We start from the raw sequence: 14518 nt of genomic DNA on the forward strand, positions 1-14518 counted from the left end.
AGCGGGCTCGCTCGCGATCGGGTTGGTGCGATTTAACTGACAGACCGCAGCGCCTGCATCGTGAGCAAGCCCGCTCCCACAGCGGATTAAGTCGCCTTCCGGGCCCCGGTCTGCGCTAACATGCATGGCCGGACGCGGCAGCCTGCTGCGCGCAGGAGTCAGCATGTCTCATCCGTTTGCAACACTTACCCCTGATCTGGTCCTCGACGCCGTCGAGAGCATCGGTTTCCTGAGCGATGCCCGCGTGTTGGCGCTCAACAGCTACGAAAACCGCGTGTATCAGGTCGGCATCGAAGACTCGCAGCCGCTGATCGCCAAGTTCTATCGCCCTCAGCGCTGGACCAACGAAGCGATCCTCGAAGAGCACCGCTTCACCTTCGAACTGGCCGACTGCGAAGTCCCGGTCGTGGCCCCGATGATTCACAACGGCCAAAGCCTGTTCGAGCACCAGGGCTTTCGCTTTACCTTGTTCCCACGCCGTGGTGGCCGTGCGCCAGAGCCGGGAAACCTCGACCAGCTGTATCGTCTCGGGCAACTGCTCGGCCGCCTGCATGCCGTAGGCGCAACCAAGCCGTTCGAACACCGCGAAGCACTGGGCGTGAAAAACTTCGGTCACGACTCGCTGACCACCCTGCTCGAAGGCAACTTCATACCGCGCAGCTTGCTCCCGGCCTACGAGTCCGTCGCCCGCGACCTGCTCAAGCGCGTTGAAGACGTCTACGCCGCCACCCCGCACACCAACATCCGCATGCATGGTGATTGCCACCCCGGCAACATGATGTGCCGCGACGAAGTGTTCCATATCGTCGACCTCGATGACTGCCGCATGGGCCCTGCGGTGCAGGATTTGTGGATGATGCTCGCCGGTGATCGCCAGGAATGCCTGGGCCAGCTGTCAGAGTTGATGGACGGTTACAGCGAATTCCATGACTTCAACCCGCGGGAGCTGGCATTGATCGAGCCGCTGCGCGCCTTGCGCCTGATGCACTACAGTGCCTGGCTGGCGCGACGCTGGGACGACCCGGCCTTCCCCCACAGCTTCCCGTGGTTTGGTACCGAACGCTACTGGGGCGACCAGATCCTGGCATTGCGTGAACAACTTTCAGCACTCAATGAGGAGCCGCTGAAACTGTTCTGACGCCATGTATGTGGCTCTTGCAGGAGCGGGCTTGCTCGCGATTGGGTCGATGCGGTTTAACTGTCAGACCGCAGCGCCCGCATCGCGAGCAAGCCCGCTCCCACAGAAAATCCGGGACCGCTGCTGGTGCAAAAACAACTGTCTGCCTTGCAAATCTCCTGCACGACACGCCTGCAAAACCTGCTTACAATCCTGACTTCTTCCGTGTCTGTTAGTTGCCTAAGCAAGGATTCTGCATGCAAGCCGCCAACCCGCGCCGCGGGTATATTTTAGGCCTCACGGCCTATGTCATCTGGGGCATCTTCCCGCTCTACTTCAAACTGCTGGCCAGCGTTCCGGCGGCCGAAATCATCGTCAACCGGGTGCTTTGGTCGGCCTTGTTCGGCTCGTTGCTGCTGCTGGTGTGGAAGCACCCCGGCTGGTGGCAGGAACTGCGCGACAACCCCAAACGCCTGGGCGTGCTGACCATCAGCGGCCTGCTGATTGCCGCCAACTGGCTGACCTATGTATGGGCCGTAAATAACGACCGCATGGTCGAAGCCAGCCTGGGCTATTACATCAACCCGCTGGTAAACGTACTGCTCGGCATGTTGCTGCTGGGCGAACGCCTGCGCCGCTTGCAGTGGATTGCCGTAGGCCTGGCAGCTGCGGGCGTGGCACAACAAGTGTGGCAAGTGGGCAGCCTGCCGTGGGTATCGCTGGTGCTGGCGCTGACGTTTGGCTTTTACGGGCTGATTCGCAAGCAAGCACCGGTCAAGGCGCTGCCGGGGCTGGTGGTAGAAACCTGGATCCTGGTCCCGGTTGCCATCGGCTGGCTGTTGCTGCATCCGGAAGCCAACAGCGCCCACGTTGACTTCTGGAGTACCTCAGAGGCCTGGCTGCTGGTATTTGCCGGCCCGGCCACGCTGATACCCCTGGTCAGTTTCAACGCCGCCGCACGACATCTGCCCTACACGACCCTGGGCTTTATGCAGTACATCGCGCCGACGCTGGTGCTGATCCTGGCGGTCTGGGTGTATGGCGAACACCTGTCCGAAAGCACCTTGATCGCCTTTGCGTTTATCTGGGCCGGGCTGGTGGTGTACAGCCTCGATGCCTGGTTCAGCCTGCGCCAGCGCAGCTGAACCGGCGCAGTTACTCTTCGGTGCTGAACTTGAGGTCTACCAGCAGTTCATCGGCCAGGGTTTCCAGACGCTTTTGCAGCACGTCCAGCGACAAGGTCAGGGGCACCGCCAAAATGGCCTCGGCATGAAACAGCGGCTCGTTGCTCATGGGCGCGGGCCGCACATCGGTCACCAGCCGCTCCAGGCTCACCCCCTGCTCCGTCAGCACCCGGGTGATATCGCGCACAATGCCGGGGCGGTCGTTGCCCACCAGCTCCATGGCGATGGGCTTCCAGGTGCAGGACTGCTCGATCCCGCTTTCGGCGATCAATACCCGAATCCCTTCCTTGCCCAACCGCTGCAGCGCATCGACCAGCTCATCGTGGGCTTCGGCAGGCACGCCGACACGCAGGATCCCGGCAAATTGCCCGGCCATACGCGACATGCGACTCTCCAGCCAGTTACCTCCATGCTCGGCGATGCACTGGGCAATACGCTCGACCTGCCCGGCCTTGTCCTGGGCAAAGACAGTGATAACAAGATGATTCATGGCGGGACTCTCTTATTAGGGGGTCGATTGAGTATAGGCAACACCCTTCCCTGTGGGAGCGGGCTTGCTCGCGATGGTCTCGCCACGGTTTGCCTGACAGACCGCGTCGCCCGAATCACGAGCAAGCCTGCTCCACAGATGCCTTCAAAATCACAAATTGTGTACTGTTTTTAGAATTATCTGGAACAACCTGCCTGTTTCTTGAGAACATCCCGTTCTTCTGAGTGACCGTTCGCGTAAAAATGGTCGCAGAACGACGTGATCAGTCTGATTTTCACATCTGCAATTGATCATGTAGTATACCTCGGCGACCACTACATAACTTGCAACATGGTCTGCCAAAGCGTCTGCAATCCCCGTACAAACCCGCTCTGGCGGTGTTTTGAGAAGCGCTCCAGGCTTTAAATAAAAATGAGTGAGGCAAGCAATGACTGAACACGTTCACGTCGGTGGCCTGCAGGTCGCCAAAGTCCTGTTCGACTTCGTCAACAACGAAGCTATCCCCGGTACCGGCCTCACCGCCGATCAGTTCTGGGCCGGTGCCGACAAGGTCATCAACGACCTGGCACCCAAGAACAAAGCACTGCTCGCCAAACGCGATGATTTGCAGGCGCGCATCGACGCCTGGCACCAGGCGCAGGCCGGCAAGGCCCATGACGCCGTGGCTTATAAGGCCTTCCTCCAGGATATCGGGTATCTGCAGCCAGAAGCTGCGGATTTCCAGGCAACGACGCAAAACGTCGATGACGAAATCGCCCGCATGGCCGGCCCGCAATTGGTGGTGCCGGTGATGAATGCGCGCTTTGCCCTCAACGCCTCTAACGCCCGTTGGGGCTCGCTGTACGACGCGCTTTACGGCACCGACGCCATCAGCGAAGCCGACGGCGCCGAAAAGGGCAAAGGCTACAACAAGGTTCGCGGCGACAAGGTCATCGCCTTCGCCCGCGCCTTTCTCGACGAAGCTGCACCTCTGGCCAGCGGCTCCCACGTTGATTCCAGCGGCTACGCCATTGTTGACGGCGCCTTGCAGGTCACCCTCAAGGGCGGCGCCAGCACCGGCCTGCGCGACACCGCGCAGTTGATCGGTTACCACGGCACGGCCGCAGCGCCGACGGCCGTGCTGCTCAAGCACAACGGCCTGCATTTCGAAATCCAGGTCGACGCGGCCAGCCCCGTCGGCCAGACCGATGCTGCAGGCGTCAAAGACGTGCTGATGGAAGCCGCCCTGACCACCATCATGGACTGCGAAGACTCGGTCGCTGCGGTCGATGCCGATGACAAGGTGGTGATCTACCGCAACTGGCTCGGCCTGATGAAGGGTGACCTCAGCGAGCAAGTATCCAAGGGCGGCCAGACCTTTACCCGCACCATGAACCCGGATCGCGAGTACACCGCGCCAAACGGCGGCACCGTCAGCCTCCATGGCCGCTCGCTGTTGTTCGTGCGCAACGTCGGCCACCTGATGACCATCGATGCGATCCTCGACAAAGACGGCAACGAAGTGCCCGAAGGCATCCTCGACGGCCTGCTCACCAGCCTTGCGGCTATCCACAGCCTCAATGGCCAGACCACGCGCAGCAACAGCCGCACCGGCTCGGTGTATATCGTCAAGCCGAAGATGCACGGGGCTGAAGAAGCCGCGTTCACCAACGAGCTGTTCGGCCGCATCGAAGACGTGCTCAAGCTGCCACGCAACACGCTCAAGGTCGGAATCATGGACGAAGAGCGCCGTACCACGATCAACCTCAAGGCCTGCATCAAGGCCGCCAGCGAGCGAGTGGTGTTTATCAACACCGGCTTCCTGGACCGTACCGGCGACGAGATTCACACCTCGATGGAAGCCGGCCCGGTCGTACGCAAGGCCGACATGAAAGCCCAGAAGTGGATTTCGGCCTACGAAAACAACAACGTCGATGTCGGCTTGAGCACTGGCCTGCAAGGTCGTGCACAAATCGGTAAAGGCATGTGGGCCATGCCCGATCTGATGGCCGCCATGCTGGAGCAGAAAATCGCTCACCCGCTGGCCGGTGCCAACACTGCCTGGGTGCCGTCACCGACCGCCGCCGCCCTGCACGCGCTGCATTACCACAAGGTTGACGTGTTCGCCCGTCAGGCCGAACTGGCCAAGCGCGCTCCGGCTTCGGTGGACGACATCCTGACCATCCCGCTGGCGGTGAACCCGCAGTGGACCCCGGAACAGATCCAGAACGAACTGGACAACAACTCCCAGGGCATCCTGGGCTACGTTGTGCGCTGGATCGACCAGGGCGTGGGGTGCTCCAAGGTGCCGGACATCAACGACATCGGCCTGATGGAAGACCGTGCCACGCTGCGTATCTCCAGCCAGCACATCGCCAACTGGCTGCGTCACGGCATCGTCAACGAAGAGCAGGTCATGGCAAGCCTCAAGCGCATGGCACCGGTGGTTGACCGCCAGAACGCCAACGACGCGCTGTACCGTCCGCTGGCGCCGGACTTCGACAGCAATATCGCCTTCCAGGCGGCGGTCGAACTGGTCATCGAAGGCACCAAACAGCCTAACGGCTACACCGAGCCGGTACTGCACCGTCGTCGGCGCGAGTTCAAGGCCAGAAACGGCCTGTAACCCGCAGCAATAAAAAAAGCCCCGATCATTCGGGGCTTTTTTTTGACACGGTGGGAGACCAACCTTACATCCCCAACTCCTCACGGATCAGCTTGAGCAACCTGTCGGTATCAATCGGCTTGAGCAAAAAGTCCACCACGCTCAAATGCATGGCATCGATGGCATCCCGTACATTCGCATCCCCCGACATGATGATAACCGGCAAGGCCGCCCGCTCGGATTCACGCACTTTGCGGATCAGATGCAAGCCATCGTGGGGCAGCATGCGCAAATCGGTGAGCATCAGGTTGATCGGCTGGCCCGATGCCAATAGCGCCAGCGCTTCTTCTTCATTGCTGGCCTGGAGGCACTCAATGGCATTGAGTTCAAGAAACTCCGCCAACAACTCCCGAGCCAAAACATCATCTTCGACAATCAACACACATGACGAGACCGAAGCAGGTGTCTGCATGACCTCTTGTAAGGCCTCTCTTTCGGCGTCAGTCAAAATGTCGTGTTCGGTCATAGGCTTCTCGGAAGCTGACTTGCAGGCGAAATATCCTAATAGCGTAGTCGGTTATCCATTACTTGGTGTAAATGTGCGCTCACATTCCGGTATTTCCAAGCCTGCCAGCACAAGAAATATCTGAAACCAATGTGCGATGTTTTTAAAACAGCAGCACAACGCTGCCCCATAGACTTACGTCCAATGGGCACCCGCGCGCAGACCACCGAGCATGAGGGATAGAAATACACCTTGGGGCGATGCCCTGTCCGGTCATAACAACAACGGCTCACAACCAACGACGCGGTATCAGTAATGAGTAAATCGGATGCGTTTCTCCAGGCAGGGAAAACCGCGGTGTTGCAGAACATTCACGGCACCATGCAATTCTTGCAGCGATTCCCGCCCTTCAACCAAATGGAAAACACTCACCTGGCGTACCTGGTCGAGCAGTGCCAACTGCGCTTCTATGCCCCGGGCGAAAGCATCATCCGACCCACCGACGGGCCGGTGGAGCACTTCTATATCGTCAAGCAGGGCCGAGTGGTGGGCGAGCGCACCCACGCCGGTCGCGAAGAAGCCCAGACCACCTTCGAGATCACCGCCGGCGAATGCTTCCCCCTGGCCGCGCTGCTGGGCGAGCGCGCCACCCGCACCGAACACCGGGCCGCCGAAGATACGTTCTGCCTGCAACTGAACAAAACCGCGTTTATCAAACTGTTTGGCCTGTCCGACGAATTTCGCGACTTTGCCTTGCGCGGCGTCAGCAGCCTGCTGGACAAGGTCAATCAGCAGGTGCAGCAAAAAGCCGCTGAAACCCTCGGCACCCAGTACTCGCTCAACACCCGCCTGGGTGAACTGGCCATGCGTCATCCCGTGACCTGCGCGCCTCAGGTTGCACTGCGTGAAGCCGTGCGTCTGATGCACGAACAGCAGGTGGGCAGCATTGTGGTGGTCGACGAGTTCAAGGCCCCGCTGGGGATTTTCACCCTGCGCGACCTGCGTCAGGTCGTTGCCAATGGCATTGAGGATTTCGACCAGGCCATCGACCTGCACATGACCCCCGGGCCGTTCTACCTGAGCCCCGATCACAGCGCTTTCGACGCTGCAATCGCCATGACCCAGCGGCATATTGCCCACGTGTGCCTGGTTAAAGATCAACGCCTGTGTGGGGTTGTTTCCGAGCGTGACCTGTTTTCGCTGCAACGGGTCGACCTGGTGCATCTGGCACGTACCATCCGCCATGCTCCACGGCTGGAAACCCTGATCAGCCTGCGCGGCGAAATCGGCCAGCTGGTTGAGCGCATGCTGGCCCACGGCGCATCTTCCACGCAAATCACCCATATCATCACCCAACTGAACGATCACACCGTCTGCCGGGTGATTGAACTGGTGCTGGCCGACAAGGGTGACCCCGGCGTGCCGTTTACCTGGCTGTGTTTTGGCAGCGAAGGACGGAGCGAACAAACCCTGCACACCGACCAGGACAACGGCATCCTGTTCGAGGCCAGGGACGCTGCCGAGGCCGCCGACATTCGCCAGCGCCTGCTGCCCATCGCCCAGCAGATCAACCAGCACCTGGCGGCCTGCGGCTTTACCCTGTGCAAGGGCAATATCATGGCCGGCAACCCCGACCTGTGCTTGTCCCGTACCGAATGGGCGCGGCGCTTTGCGGCGTTTATTCGTGAAGCCACCCCGGAAAACCTGCTGGCCTCCACCATCTACTTCGACCTGCGCGTGGTCTGGGGCGATGAACAGGGCTGCGCGCAACTACGTCGCGGCATCCTTGAGCAAGTGGCCGACAACCGCCTGTTCCAGCGCATGATGGCCGACAACGCCCTGCGTCACCGGCCGCCGGTGGGGCGCTTTCGCGAGTTTGTGCTGGAGCGCAAAGGCAGTGACAAGGCCACCCTCGACCTCAAGGTGCAGGGCCTTACGCCCTTTGTCGACGGGGCTCGCTTGCTGGCACTGGCCAACGGTGTAGAAGCCAACAATACCCTTGAGCGCTTGCGCCAACTGGTTGCTCTCGACGTGATCGAACCGCTGGACGGCGGTGCCTACGAAGAGGCTTACCACTTTATCCAGCAAACCCGCATGCAGCAGCACCAGTTGCAAACCCGGGAAAATCGCCCGTACTCCAATCGCGTCGACCCGGACAACCTCAACCAGCTGGATCGCCGTATCCTGCGTGAAGCCCTGCGCCAGGCCCAGCGCCTGCAAAGCAGCCTGGCCCTGCGGTATCAGCTATGAGCCTGTTGTCCTGGCTGTTACCCCGCAAAAAACCGCTGCTAAGCCTTGAGCAACAGCAACGCCTGCTGCAATTGCCGTCCGCCACCGCCTTGAGCAATGTGCCATTGCGCAGTCAGCGTTGGGTGGTGGTAGACCTGGAAACCAGCGGTCTTAATCTCAACCGCGATCAAGTGTTGTCGATTGGCGCAGTAGTGATTGAAGACGGCGCCATTGACTTGAGCCAGGCCTTTGAGCGCACCCTGCTGCGCCCCGACCACCCCCTGAGCCCCAGCATGCTGCTGCATGAACTGGGACCTGCCGCCATTGCCGCCGGCAGCGACCCGGTGGATGCGCTGCTGGATTTCATGGACTTTGTCGGCGATAGCCCGGTACTGGCCTTCCATGCACCATTTGACCAGCACATGCTCACCCGAGCCCTCAAGGACAGCCTGGGCTATCGGTTGCAGCATCCGTTTATGGATGTGGCCGCACTGGCACCGATGCTCTGCCCGCAGTTCAACCCGCGCCAGGCAGGGCTGGATCACTGGATCAACCACTTCAACCTGCAGGTTGAAGACCGTCACAACGCCAGTGCAGACGCGCTGGCCACGGCCGAGCTGGCACTGATCCTGTTCAGCCGTGCCAGCGTCCAGGGCATCGACAGCCCCCTGGCCTTGCAACAGCGGCTTAACCAGTGGCAGCGACGCAAGCAGATTCACGGCTTTTAATCTGTGGGAGGGGTCTTGCTCGCGATTCATGCGACGCGGCTCATCAGGCGAAACGCGGCGATCCCATCGCGTGCAAGCCCGCTCCCACAATAACGACCCTCCCCCGCTTATATGTCATCCGATGAGCGTCAATTGCGTAGGATCACTCCCTCTGCCACAATCGCGAATAATTATCGTTAGTTAAAACTTGCAGTCGGTGATGCTCTTGTCGTCAGTCCAAACCCCCCACAGTGAGCTGGTTGGAGCGCTTTATCGCGACCATCGCGGCTGGCTGCTGGCGTGGTTACGGCGCAACGTGGCCTGCCCGCAGCGGGCAGAGGACCTCAGCCAGGACACTTTTGTACGCCTGCTTGGCCGTACCGAACTGCAAGCCCCGCGCGAACCCCGGGCCTTTCTGGCGGCCATCGCCAAAGGCCTGCTGTTCGACTATTTTCGCCGCGCCGCCCTGGAGCAGGCCTGGCTCAACGAGTTGATGCTGATCCCCGAAGCCGAGCACCCCTCGCCCGAGGCCCAGCAGTTGATCCTCGAAGACCTGCGAGCCATCGACCGCATATTGGCCAAACTGTCGAGCAAGTCGCGTGCGGCCTTCCTGCACAGTCGGCTCGACGGCATGACCCATGCCGAAATCGCCGAACGCCTGGGCGTGTCGGTGCCCCGTGTACGTCAATACCTGGCCCAGGGCATCCGCCAGTGCTACATCGCCCTGTATGGTGAGCCGACATGAGCCAGGCCAACGGCAAACCGGTCTCGGCCCAGGTGCTGGACGCCGCCATCGCCTGGCAACTGTGCCTGGATTGCGGCAACGGCAGCGCCGTGGAACAGGCCGAGTTCGCCAAGTGGTACAGCGCCAGCGAAGAACACGCCCGGGCCTGGTTACAACTGGGCATGCTCGACCAGCGCTTCAGCAATACCGGCATCCCGGCACGCAACGCCCTGCTCAATGCGCGCAATGGCGTGCAGCAGCAGGCGCGCAAGATCGGCAGCGGCCTGGCGAGTATCGCCCTGGTGTGCGGGCTGGCCCTGTTTGCCGGCAAGAACTACTTGCCCATCGATTACTGGATGGCCGACCAGCGCACTGCCACCGGTGAACAGCGCCAGATGCGCCTGGCCGACGGCACGTTGCTCAACCTCAATACCCACAGTGCAGTTGATGTACGTTTTGACAACAGCACCCGGCGCATCATCCTGCAAGAAGGCGAGATCATGGTCGAAACCGGCCACGGCGACCCTCGCCCGTTTATCGTACAAACCCGCGATGGCAGCTTGCTGGCCCTTGGCACCCGGTTCATGGTCAAACGCGAAGCCGACGGCACGCGCCTGAGCGTGCTGCAATCGCGTGTCCAGGCCCATCCAGAAGATAGCGTCGAACAGACCATCTACAGCGAAGGGCAGCAAGTGCTGATGCACCGCGACCGTCTGGGCCAGATGTATGCAGTGAGCCCCGGGGCCGACGCCTGGACACGGGGCATGCTGGTACTGGACAACGTGCGCCTGGGCGACATGGTTGGCGAACTCAACCGCTATCACCGTGGCCACCTGGGTGTAGCCCCCGAAGTGGCCGACCTGCGCATCACTGGCAGCTTCCCGCTGAACAACGTCGAACTGGCGCTCAACGCCCTGTTGCCGACCTTGCCGGTGCAAATCGAACAGCGCACCCCGTGGTGGGTCACTGTCAGCGCCAGGCCTGCGGCGAACTGAATCTAAATTATTTTCAATAAGCCCTATCACTTTTCAAATCTCGTGCGGCAGATAGGCATTGAGAAACATTTCCATTCAGGAACCCGCCGAATGTCCCGCACCCTCGACACGTTTTTGCGCCCCAGCCTGTTGGCTGTTGCCATTGCCCTTGGCGCTCCGCTGGCCAGCACCACGCTGATTGCCGCCGAACAGGCATCCTCTGCGCGCAGCTACAACCTGCCCGCCGGCCCATTGGCGGCCACCCTGAACCAGATCGCCAGCCAGGCTGGCATCACCCTGGCCATCGACTCGTCCTTGCTGGCAGGCAAAACCTCGGCACCGGTCAACGGCACATTTGAAGCCACGACTGCGTTGCGTGAGGCGTTGCAGGGGAGCGGCTTGCAGCTGGTGCCCGGCTCGGCTGGCAGCTTTACTCTGATCGAGATTCCCCAGGGCGCATTGGCTCTAGGAGCAACGACCATCTCCGCCCAGGGCAGCTACGAAAGCGCCTGGGGTCCGGTGGACGGCTACCTCGCCCAGCGCACGGCGTCGGGTACCAAAACCGATACCTCTTTGGCTGAAGCCCCGCGCTCCATCTCCGTGGCCACCCGTAGCCAAATGCAGGACCGGGCGGTGCAGAACCTGGATGATGCAGTACGTTACATGCCCGGCGTTACGGCCAGCAGCTATGGCAGCGACAGCCGCTCGGAGTGGCTGAAGGTACGCGGCTTCGAACCCACCCAGTTTCTCGACGGCCTACCGCTGCCCAAGGGCTCCTACACCATGCCCAAGCTGGAAACCTGGGACCTGGAGCGCGTAGCCCTGCTGCGTGGCCCAGCGTCATCGGTCTACGGCCAGACACCTGCCGGGGGTTTGCTGGACATGGTCAGCCGTCGCCCGCAGGACACCCCCAGCCATGAAGTGCAGGTCCAGGTCGGCAGCTACCAGCGCAAGCAGATCAGCTTCGACAGCACTGGCCCGATCGATGATGAAGGCCGCTTTTTGTACCGTATCAGCGGCCTGGTACGCGACAGCAACACCGCCATCGATCACAACGAAGACAAGCGCTATAACCTCGCGCCCAGTCTGACCTGGAACATCGACCCGGACACCAAACTGACGTTCCTCAGCCAGTTCAATCGTGACGACACCGGTATCACAAGTCAGTTCTTGCCGATCCAGGGCACTAAGGTTGACTCACCGGCGGGCAGTGTGAAGTATCACGAGAACCTGGGTGATCCGAAGTGGGAGTTCTACGACAAGACCTACTACGCACTCGGCTACGCCTTCGAACACCGCTTTGACGATGTGTGGCAGTTCCGTCAGAACTTGCGCTACACCAAAAGCGACCTGTCATTTCAGGGCATCACTGCAGGCGGTTACTACGGCTCCGTTGCCGACGACGGTACCGTGCAGCGCGGCGCCAATATCGTGAACGAAGACATCAGCCAGTTCGCCGTGGATAACAACTTCCAGGCAGACTTCAATACGGGCGCCCTCAAGCACACTGTACTGATCGGCCTCGATCACCAACGCGTCAATACCAACTACAAGTGGCAATACGGCGCGGCCCCGGCCAGCAACATCATCAACCCGATCTACGGGCAGGATTTCAGCAACGTCAAATACACCGCTTACAACGACTACAACCAGAAAACCCGTGACACCGGCCTCTACCTGCAAGACCAGATGGCGCTGGATAACTGGCGTTTGACCTTGGGCGGACGCCAGGATTGGCTGCACACCGACACCACGTTCTACAACGAGAACAATGCGCGCGACAAACGTGACGACAGCGCCTTCACCGGCAATGCCGCGCTGAGCTATGTGTTCGATTCCGGCTTCACGCCTTATGTGTCCTATGCCGAATCGTTCCAGGCCGAGCCGGGTGGTTTTGGCGGCAAGGCGTTCAAGCCCGGTACTGGCAAGCAATACGAAGTGGGCCTCAAGTACCAGCCACCCGGCACCGAGATGCTGTTCACCGCTGCCGTGTATGACCTGACCCGTAAAAACATCGTGCTCAGCGACACCCTGGGTGTAAGCCGGCCACTGGGTGAAGCCAACGTGCGCGGCGTGGAGCTGGAGGCCGTGGGTAACGTCAACGAGAACCTTAAACTGACCGCTGCCTACACCTATGCCAACACCAAGATGACCAAGGTCTCCGACCCGCTGGACAAGAACCGTCCACTGCCCCTGACGCCTGAACATCAAGCCTCGATCTGGGCTGACTACACCTGGCAGAAAGGCGTTCTGGATGGCTTCGGCGTCGGCTTTGGTGCCCGCTACATTGGTGAGACCGACAACATCGCAATCGGCAGCATGGCTTATGTGCCCGACGCTTCTTATGGCCACACCGACGCTTATACCGTCTACGACGCCGCGGTGCATTACGACTTGGGCAAGGTCAGCAAAACGCTCAAGGGCGCCACGGTTTCTGTGAACGCCAACAACGTATTCGACAAGGAATACCTGTCGACCTGCGACGGTTTCTATTGCTACTACGGCGACCGGCGTAACGTCATGGCCAGCGTCAACTACAAGTGGTAACCCGCTAAGGGCTGCACCACCTTCCCCCTGTGGGAGCGGGCTTGCCCGCGATGCAGACAACTCGGTGCAACTGAAAAAACGAGTTGATGCCATCGCGAGCAAGCCCGCTCCCACAGAGGGTTTACGCATTCAGGATTTTCATGAAAAGCAAAACCATCCGCCGCTGGTCCTTTATCCACACCTGGACCAGCCTGATTTGCACTGCGTTCTTGCTGATGCTGGCACTGACCGGCCTGCCGTTGATTTTTCATCATGAAATCGACCATCTGCTAGGCGATGCTCCGCAGGTCAAAACCCTGCCCGCCGACACCCCGACCCTTGACCTGCAACAACTGGTGCGCGCCGCCGAAGCTCATCGCCCGGGCGAGGTCATGCAGTATTTTGGCTGGGAAGAGGACGAACCCAATGCAGTCCTGAGCATCATGGCGCCCACCGCCGGCACCGAACCCAATTCGTCCCACACCTTTATGCTCGATGCGCGCACCGGCGAAGCCATAGAGGTGCCGTCAGCCAATGGCGGACTCATGATGGTCATGCTGCGCCTGCATGTGGACATGTTCGCCGGGCTGCCCGGCAAGCTGCTACTCGCGTTTATGGGCCTGCTGTTTGTATTGGCCATCATCTCCGGCACAGTGCTGTACCTGCCTTTTATGCGCCGCCATGAATTCGCTACCGTGCGCACCGACAAATCCAAACGCCTGCGCTGGCTCGACCTGCACAACCTGATTGGCGCCGTGACCCTGACTTGGGCCCTGGTGGTAGGGGTGACCGGCGTTATCAGTGCCTGTGCTGACCTGATCATTGCCGCATGGCGCAATGACAGCCTCAGCGCCATGATCGAACCCTACCGCGATGCTCCGCCACTGACCCGTCTTGCCCCGGCCAGCCAGTTGCTGGAGATCGCAGCCAAAGCCGCGCCCGGCATGCGCCCGGACTTTATCGCCTTCCCCGGTACACGGTTCTCCAGCGAGCACCATTACGCGGTCTTTATGAAAGGCAGCACGCACCTGACTTCTCACCTGCTGACCCCGGTATTGATCGATGCCAGTACCCTGGAGGTCACCGCAGTGGCCGGGCGCCCGTGGTACATGGACGCTATGGGCATGTCGCAACCGCTACACTTCGGCGATTACGGCGGCATGCCAATGAAAATTCTCTGGGCGGCTCTCGACGTGCTGACCATTGTGGTGCTCGGCAGCGGACTCTACCTGTGGTGGGTGCGCCGCCGAGCGGCCAGGGAGAGCGCACGATGAGGCCCCGTCAGTCGAACTTCTGGAAAGTGTTTTCCATCCCGCTGGCGATTGGCCTGGTCAGCGTGATGGGCTTGTTCAGTGCGCTATTGGGTGACGAGGCGTGGGATGTGTTGAGCTGGATTTGCTTGGGTATTCCTGTGTGGATCAGTGTGCGCGGGTTGCTCAAACACTGAGCCAGACCGCTGCCCTCACCCTCTCCCTCAG

Annotated in this window: 12 protein-coding genes; 10 read left to right on the forward strand and 2 right to left on the reverse strand. The window is 60.5% G+C overall.

What is annotated here, in order from left to right:
• The first annotated feature begins 163 nt into the window (after nucleotides 1-163).
• The gene (locus ACP7BE_RS13165; RefSeq protein WP_094999904.1) at nucleotides 164-1138 is read left to right on the forward strand and encodes a serine/threonine protein kinase; all 975 of its coding nucleotides are present in this window, start codon (nucleotides 164-166) and stop codon (nucleotides 1136-1138) included.
• A 236-nt stretch (nucleotides 1139-1374) separates the two neighbouring features.
• Entirely contained in the window at nucleotides 1375-2262 is an 888-nt protein-coding gene (gene rarD, locus ACP7BE_RS13170) for an EamA family transporter RarD (RefSeq protein ID WP_094999903.1), read from the forward strand.
• A 10-nt stretch (nucleotides 2263-2272) separates the two neighbouring features.
• On the opposite strand, the gene ACP7BE_RS13175 is transcribed toward rarD, so the two are convergent.
• Nucleotides 2273-2791, reverse strand: coding sequence for a glycine cleavage system protein R (locus ACP7BE_RS13175; protein ID WP_016782481.1), 519 nt, complete (start codon nucleotides 2789-2791; stop codon nucleotides 2273-2275).
• A gap of 427 nt (nucleotides 2792-3218) precedes the next feature.
• On the opposite strand from ACP7BE_RS13175, the gene ACP7BE_RS13180 reads away from it, so the two are divergent.
• On the forward strand, nucleotides 3219-5396 hold the full coding sequence (locus tag ACP7BE_RS13180) for a malate synthase G (protein ID WP_094999902.1): 2178 nt from the start codon (nucleotides 3219-3221) through the stop codon (nucleotides 5394-5396).
• Nucleotides 5397-5460: 64 nt separating this feature from the next.
• Here ACP7BE_RS13180 and ACP7BE_RS13185 read toward each other — a convergent pair whose 3' ends face one another.
• On the reverse strand, nucleotides 5461-5901 hold the full coding sequence (locus ACP7BE_RS13185) for a response regulator (protein WP_094999901.1): 441 nt from the start codon (nucleotides 5899-5901) through the stop codon (nucleotides 5461-5463).
• Nucleotides 5902-6195: 294 nt separating this feature from the next.
• Here ACP7BE_RS13185 and ACP7BE_RS13190 point away from each other — a divergent pair, with 294 nt between their 5' ends.
• The 7 genes from ACP7BE_RS13190 to ACP7BE_RS13220 all read left to right on the forward strand — a co-directional run bounded on the left by ACP7BE_RS13190 (nucleotide 6196) and on the right by ACP7BE_RS13220 (nucleotide 14487).
• Nucleotides 6196-8130, forward strand: coding sequence for a putative nucleotidyltransferase substrate binding domain-containing protein (locus tag ACP7BE_RS13190; RefSeq protein WP_094999900.1), 1935 nt, complete (start codon nucleotides 6196-6198; stop codon nucleotides 8128-8130).
• Nucleotides 8127-8837, forward strand: a complete 711-nt coding sequence (locus ACP7BE_RS13195; RefSeq protein WP_094999899.1) for a 3'-5' exonuclease — start codon at nucleotides 8127-8129, stop codon at nucleotides 8835-8837. Before ACP7BE_RS13190 ends, ACP7BE_RS13195 begins: the two co-directional genes overlap by 4 nt.
• Nucleotides 8838-9036: 199 nt before the next feature.
• A complete protein-coding gene (locus ACP7BE_RS13200; protein WP_426106131.1) occupies nucleotides 9037-9561 on the forward strand; it encodes an RNA polymerase sigma factor in 525 nt (174 codons plus the stop codon).
• A complete protein-coding gene (locus ACP7BE_RS13205; protein WP_337859661.1) occupies nucleotides 9558-10535 on the forward strand; it encodes a FecR family protein in 978 nt (325 codons plus the stop codon). Before ACP7BE_RS13200 ends, ACP7BE_RS13205 begins: the two co-directional genes overlap by 4 nt.
• Before the next feature lie 90 nt (nucleotides 10536-10625).
• Complete coding sequence (locus ACP7BE_RS13210) at nucleotides 10626-13061, forward strand: TonB-dependent siderophore receptor (RefSeq protein WP_426106133.1); 2436 nt, start codon at nucleotides 10626-10628, stop codon at nucleotides 13059-13061.
• Between the two features lie 140 nt (nucleotides 13062-13201).
• A complete protein-coding gene (locus tag ACP7BE_RS13215; protein WP_094999896.1) occupies nucleotides 13202-14314 on the forward strand; it encodes a PepSY-associated TM helix domain-containing protein in 1113 nt (370 codons plus the stop codon).
• Nucleotides 14311-14487: a hypothetical protein gene (locus ACP7BE_RS13220; RefSeq protein ID WP_426106136.1), complete on the forward strand. Its 177-nt coding sequence runs from the start codon at nucleotides 14311-14313 to the stop codon at nucleotides 14485-14487. Before ACP7BE_RS13215 ends, ACP7BE_RS13220 begins: the two co-directional genes overlap by 4 nt.
• Nucleotides 14488-14518 lie beyond the last annotated feature (31 nt).

This window comes from Pseudomonas sp. TWR1-1-3, assembly GCF_049896805.1.
GTDB classification, from domain to species: Bacteria; Pseudomonadota; Gammaproteobacteria; order Pseudomonadales; family Pseudomonadaceae; genus Aquipseudomonas; species Aquipseudomonas bubulae.

Bases quoted from the DNA above. Each gene is read 5' to 3' on its own strand.
- ACP7BE_RS13165 (WP_094999904.1), top strand. From the start codon at position 164: ATGTCTCATCCGTTTGCAACACTTACCCCTGATCTGGTCCTCGACGCC.
- rarD (WP_094999903.1), top strand. From the start codon at position 1,375: ATGCAAGCCGCCAACCCGCGCCGCGGGTATATTTTAGGCCTCACGGCC.
- ACP7BE_RS13175 (WP_016782481.1), bottom strand. From the start codon at position 2,791: ATGAATCATCTTGTTATCACTGTCTTTGCCCAGGACAAGGCCGGGCAG.
- ACP7BE_RS13180 (WP_094999902.1), top strand. From the start codon at position 3,219: ATGACTGAACACGTTCACGTCGGTGGCCTGCAGGTCGCCAAAGTCCTG.
- ACP7BE_RS13185 (WP_094999901.1), bottom strand. From the start codon at position 5,901: ATGACCGAACACGACATTTTGACTGACGCCGAAAGAGAGGCCTTACAA.
- ACP7BE_RS13190 (WP_094999900.1), top strand. From the start codon at position 6,196: ATGAGTAAATCGGATGCGTTTCTCCAGGCAGGGAAAACCGCGGTGTTG.
- ACP7BE_RS13195 (WP_094999899.1), top strand. From the start codon at position 8,127: ATGAGCCTGTTGTCCTGGCTGTTACCCCGCAAAAAACCGCTGCTAAGC.
- ACP7BE_RS13200 (WP_426106131.1), top strand. From the start codon at position 9,037: ATGCTCTTGTCGTCAGTCCAAACCCCCCACAGTGAGCTGGTTGGAGCG.
- ACP7BE_RS13205 (WP_337859661.1), top strand. From the start codon at position 9,558: ATGAGCCAGGCCAACGGCAAACCGGTCTCGGCCCAGGTGCTGGACGCC.
- ACP7BE_RS13210 (WP_426106133.1), top strand. From the start codon at position 10,626: ATGTCCCGCACCCTCGACACGTTTTTGCGCCCCAGCCTGTTGGCTGTT.
- ACP7BE_RS13215 (WP_094999896.1), top strand. From the start codon at position 13,202: ATGAAAAGCAAAACCATCCGCCGCTGGTCCTTTATCCACACCTGGACC.
- ACP7BE_RS13220 (WP_426106136.1), top strand. From the start codon at position 14,311: ATGAGGCCCCGTCAGTCGAACTTCTGGAAAGTGTTTTCCATCCCGCTG.